Source organism: Aureibaculum marinum (assembly GCF_003813905.1).
Taxonomy (GTDB): domain Bacteria; phylum Bacteroidota; class Bacteroidia; order Flavobacteriales; family Flavobacteriaceae; genus Aureibaculum; species Aureibaculum marinum.
The window spans coordinates 1-4,977 of sequence record NZ_RPFJ01000024.1 but is presented as its reverse complement, the minus strand read 5'-3'; the positions used below and the strand labels follow the sequence as shown (position 1 = coordinate 4,977).

Below are 4,977 nucleotides of genomic sequence, written 5' to 3'. Positions count from 1 at the left end.
TCATAAAAACCACAACATACTATCGTATGTTTAGTTTTTTGTTTTTCAAAAACTTACAAAAGCAAGCTTTTGACGTTTTTGAAAAACAAAAAACCCACAACTTCCGTTGTGGGTTTTCTTTTGCGGAGAAAGAGGGATTCGAACCCCCGGAGGTGTGACCCTCAACAGTTTTCAAGACTGCCGCATTCGACCACTCTGCCATTTCTCCTTAGCGGTTGCAAATATAAAAAGGTTTTTGATAATGAAAAACATTTTTATAGTATTTTAATATTTTATTTTCTTTTTAGTACAACCACAGTGTTAAACAGAATGATTACTAAGTAGCTCTAATGAATTCTTTTTTAATTTATTAAAGCATTTTTTATTTCAATTGTTGGCATTTTAAGCACTAAATTTTTTTTAAGAGTTTATTTCTTGTCAAAAAAATTAAAATTTAGTTATATTATATTAGTGTTTTTAATAGTTTAGGTGCTGAAAAACAATATGTTATAAGTGTTGTTGTCTTAGCGATAACTTTATGCATCTGTTTAAAATTCTTCTTTTAAGAGAATACTATTTTCTGCAATTTTTAAAAATGGTACATTATTTGTTAAAGTTCTGTTAATGAACTCATGTTGACTTACTCATAAAATAGAAAAGTCGTCGTGAGTTCATTCTATTAAAAAGAATATATTAACCCCTTTTAAAATTTTTGCTATGAAAAATTTATTACAATCAATACTATTTTTAATACTATTTACAAATGGATTTATCGCTTTAGCTCAAGATAAATTACAAGAAAAAGAAGATTCTTTAGATAAAAACTATTTTCAAATTAGTCCTAGGTTTGGTTATGACTTTCCCACTTACAACAACAACACTCCTTATATAGATTATGATGGAGGCTTGGATTTAGGAATCTCTCTAGATTATTATTGGACATGGTTTGGGGTTGGTTTCGATTTTGATTATATCATGAATCAACCAAAAAGCACCTATTCTACAGATAATATTTTTGAAACTGACTTAGTTACACCAATCAACAGTTTCAATTTAACTGAAGATAATATTACACGTATGTTTTATGGTATTGGGCCTAACTTTCAATACCGTACAAAAAGCAGAAAGTTTATAGCTGAATTAAATACTCGTGTTGGTTTGGCAACTATAGATGGCGGTAGAACGTATTTAGAGGGTACTTCAGGTCGTTTTTTCTATCCGCTTAATTTCCATGCGGGTTATAAAGATAATGGTGTACTTACTTATAAAGGACAAGTACGTTTTACGTATTATATATCTAATAAAATAGGAATCAATGCTGGAGCTTATTATATGAATCATATTGATGCTGTGGAGCTAAGTGAAGGTGGACGTTCTGCTATGCATCAGCCATTATTAGCTACTACAGATAAAAATCAACAACCAATTAATACGATAGAAACTGAACCGATTATAAGAACTCAAGCTTTACAACATGATATATCATCATATGGTGCATTTGTTGGAGTTTCTATAAAATTAGGGAAAACCAAAACAGAAGAAGAAGAATGTGAGTTATGTTCAGAAACCTGTAACATTAACATTACAGCAAAAGATAAATTTACAGGACAATTATTAGCCAATACAGAAATTGTATTAGAAGATTTATCAGGAACGGAAGTAAAAACTGGTACTACAAATGAGTTTGGAATGGTTGTTTTTAAAAATGTAACACCAGAAGATTATGTGGTCAAAGGAAAGTTACATGATGTAGCATTACAATCAGAAAAAATTGTTAAATCTGATTTTGAAGCTTGTTTAAAAAACAGTCGTATCGGTGTAGAAAAAGAGATTTGGTATACAGACGAAAATTATATTTTAAAAGGAAATGTAGTTGAGTGTAGTTTCGCAGAAGGTATTCAAGGTGTAGCTATAAAAATAAGAGATAAGATTAATTCAGGAGAAAAAAATACAATTTCTGATGAAAAAGGTAATTTCTTGGTACATTTAAAACAAGCATCTACATATGCATTAAATGGTAAAAAGGATGGGTATTATTCTAATGAAGTAGAGGTAAAAACAGAATCATATAATAGAAATAAAACCCTTTTTATAGAATTTGAAATGTGTATAGACCCTTGTGGGAAGGCTATAAATTTAGAAAATATTAATTTTGATTTAGATAAAGCTGATATTTTACCAGAGTCGTTACCAGATTTGCGTCGTATTGTAAAATTGATGAAAGACAACCCAACTATTCATGTAGAGTTATCTTCTCATACAGATAGCCAAGGTAGTGATGCTTATAATAAACGATTATCACAACGCCGTGCAGACGCTACAGTTGCCTATATTGTTACTTTAGGTATTTCAAAAGATCGGTTACAAGCAAGAGGAGCAGGGGAGAGTGAACTTAAAAATACAAAATGTGCCAATAATGTTCCTTGTACAGATGAAGAACATAAAATTAATAGAAGAACTGAATTTAAAGTAATCTGTAATTAGCGTTTTATTGCTTTAATTAAACTTTTAACTTTTAAATGATAATTCAATATAAGACAGCCAGCACAGCTGTCTTATGTTTTAATATAAACTAAAAGTGTACTTTAGAGGGTGAAATACTAAGGGAAATTAATTTTATTATATGAAATTAGTAGCTGAAAAATTAAAACAATAGAGGCACAAACTATTTTAACTATAAAAATAATATGGCTAATACAAATAAATCTAATTTTTGGTTAGACCTTTTATCTCAATTTGTTGAGCTTTTTTTAAAAAGCACAACTAAAAGGAAGCAAACTTATCACCAGCATGTAGTGCCTTATGATAACCGTTGGGCAGTACGACGTGAAGGTAATAAACGCATTACTTCTAAACACAAGTTGCAAGATACCGCTATTAAAAAAGCAAAACAATTGGCAAGAAAATATAAGGCAGATGTAATTATTCATCGGCAAGATGGTACCATTAGAGATCGTATTAATTACGATTAAAAAAAAAGGCTATTCTAATGGTGAGAATAGCCTTTTTTTTATAATTCTATTAATATTAAACTATCTTAATTGAAGCGTGTCTAATAATTTTTGTGCTTGAGCTTCAGTAATTTCAATTTCATTTTTAGCAAAATTAGTAACTAAGGTTGTGGCTGATGGAGCTGGTGGTCCTGCAACTATTGATGCTAATTTTTCAGCACTAACAGTTATATTAATTGTTTTAAGATAGGTTACTCCTGGTGAAAAATCAGGTCCATTTCCATGTTCTGGCCCTCTTTCTCCATCTGGAGGACCACCTTGTCCTGGTCTTCCTTCACCATTTACAATACCTTCAGGAAATGTGACTACACGATTTTTTTTAACGGTAGAAGGATCTCCTTCAGGTGTTTTTTTTACGTTTCCATCTCTTACAAGCCGTACATGATGGTAAAAAACTTCAATGCCAGAATGGTCAGAAACATCTTCAGATTTTGTATCAAAAACCACGGCACCTGCACCATGTAAATCGTTACCTTCTCTATCTACACAATAGCCAGCTGAAAGAATCCATGCATAGGTATAACCAGGTTTTAAGGTATTTTCTGCAGTATCAGATTCACCAGATTCGTTATGATAGGCTTCAATATAAGGATTACTGGTACTTGACCAATAAAATGGATAGTCAGTTTGACCTTTCATATTTTTTAGTTTGGTCAGGTTAAAGTAGGTAGTATCCATAGCAGGAAAATCTCCAGAATAATCGGCAATACTTTGTAATTCTTTAATATTAGGCAATCGCCAATCGGTATATCCCGCAATGGTTGCATTTTCAGCATATGCTAAAGCTGCTTCCCAATTAATAGCTTCTCCATTATCATTTTTTGACCACATTAAACCTGTAGCTTTATCGGTAATAGTTTCATCGCCATTATCAACAAAATTGTTCACTCCATAGCTTGTATTACCACGTACTGCACGTACAAATCGATTGCCACTCATCGCTTTAATATGACCGGTCCAATCGTTAACAATAAATGAAGGTTCACCTTCTAATTGTCTGTTCTGATATTCACTTTTTACAAGGTATTTATTGCTTGTCCATGAATGATGTTGCCGTTGCTCTGAACCATCACTAACAAGGTAAAAGTAATCAGTATCTACCCATGGCCAACCTTGAGAAAAGTCTCTAATAGACCATAATTCTTTTACAGTAGGTAAACGCCAATCGGTATACCCGCCGGTGGTAAGTGTATCGCAATATTTAGAGGCATCAGACCAAGGCATGGCAGCCTCAGATAAGCTTTGTGTCCATTCTAGTCCTGTTATATTGTCAGTAATTACACCATTTCCGTTATCAGTATAGCTGGGTATGTTTCCAGTATATTGTGCATCTTGTCCGTAGAAGGCATCACCTTCTTTAGGACCTTCAATTTGATTATAATTGTTATAACTAAATCCTTGATTAGTATCTACAATAGGATAGTTTAAATTTGTAGTTGTAGGAAGTTCACTTTTACAACTTACTAAAAGCAAAACGGAATATAATAAAGCTATAAAAATTATAGACTTTAATGATTTTATATGTGCTAATTTCATAATAGATTATTTTATTAGATTTATTTTTTATGTAAAAGTATACCTTAGATATGCTCTAGTAAAAAGTAATCAACATACGCGGTGATTTTATCTATATATGTGTTGAATTGGTACAACAACAGAAGTAATATTTTTATTTTTTTTAGTTAGTAGTTTCATAATAAGAGGAATAGCTATAAAAGCAATATCATTTTTTTAGAAGATACAATAAATCAATAAAGCAACTGTTATATAACTATCTGGAGAAATGGCAGAGTGGCTGAATGCAGCGGTAATTTATTACCGTAGAGGGTTAAACCTCCGAGGGTTCGAATCCCTTCTTTCTCCGCAAAAGGAAACCCACAACGGAAGTTGTGGGTTTTTTGTTTTTCAAAAACGTCAAAAGCTTGCTTTTGTAAGTTTTTGAAAAACAAAAAACTAAACATACGATAGTATGTTGTGGTTTTTATGA

The 4,977-nt window shown here is 31.6% G+C and carries 3 protein-coding genes and 2 tRNA genes; 3 read left to right on the top strand and 2 right to left on the bottom strand.

Features of this window, described 5'->3' with window-relative positions:
* Positions 1-123: 123 nt before the first annotated feature.
* Positions 124-208, bottom strand: a tRNA-Ser gene (locus EGM88_RS12620).
* A 488-nt stretch (positions 209-696) separates the two neighbouring features.
* On the opposite strand from EGM88_RS12620, the gene EGM88_RS12615 reads away from it, so the two are divergent.
* Positions 697-2,463, top strand: coding sequence for an OmpA family protein (locus tag EGM88_RS12615; RefSeq protein ID WP_123898774.1), 1,767 nt, complete (start codon positions 697-699; stop codon positions 2,461-2,463).
* 203 nt (positions 2,464-2,666) lie between these two features.
* A complete protein-coding gene (locus EGM88_RS12610; RefSeq protein ID WP_123898772.1) occupies positions 2,667-2,951 on the top strand; it encodes a DUF2188 domain-containing protein in 285 nt (94 codons plus the stop codon).
* 60 nt (positions 2,952-3,011) lie between these two features.
* Here the strand turns inward: EGM88_RS12610 and EGM88_RS12605 are convergent, their stop codons facing one another.
* Entirely contained in the window at positions 3,012-4,526 is a 1,515-nt protein-coding gene (locus tag EGM88_RS12605; protein ID WP_123898770.1) for an Lcl C-terminal domain-containing protein, read from the bottom strand.
* Positions 4,527-4,767: 241 nt separating this feature from the next.
* Here EGM88_RS12605 and EGM88_RS15800 point away from each other — a divergent pair.
* Positions 4,768-4,854: transfer RNA gene (locus tag EGM88_RS15800), tRNA-Lys, on the top strand.
* The last annotated feature ends 123 nt before the right edge of the window (positions 4,855-4,977 follow it).

What these genes read in the sequence shown, in the direction of transcription:
- EGM88_RS12615 (WP_123898774.1), top strand. Translation starts at nt 697, where the DNA reads ATGAAAAATTTATTACAATCAATACTATTTTTAATACTATTTACAAAT.
- EGM88_RS12610 (WP_123898772.1), top strand. Translation starts at nt 2,667, where the DNA reads ATGGCTAATACAAATAAATCTAATTTTTGGTTAGACCTTTTATCTCAA.
- EGM88_RS12605 (WP_123898770.1), bottom strand. Translation starts at nt 4,526, where the DNA reads ATGAAATTAGCACATATAAAATCATTAAAGTCTATAATTTTTATAGCT.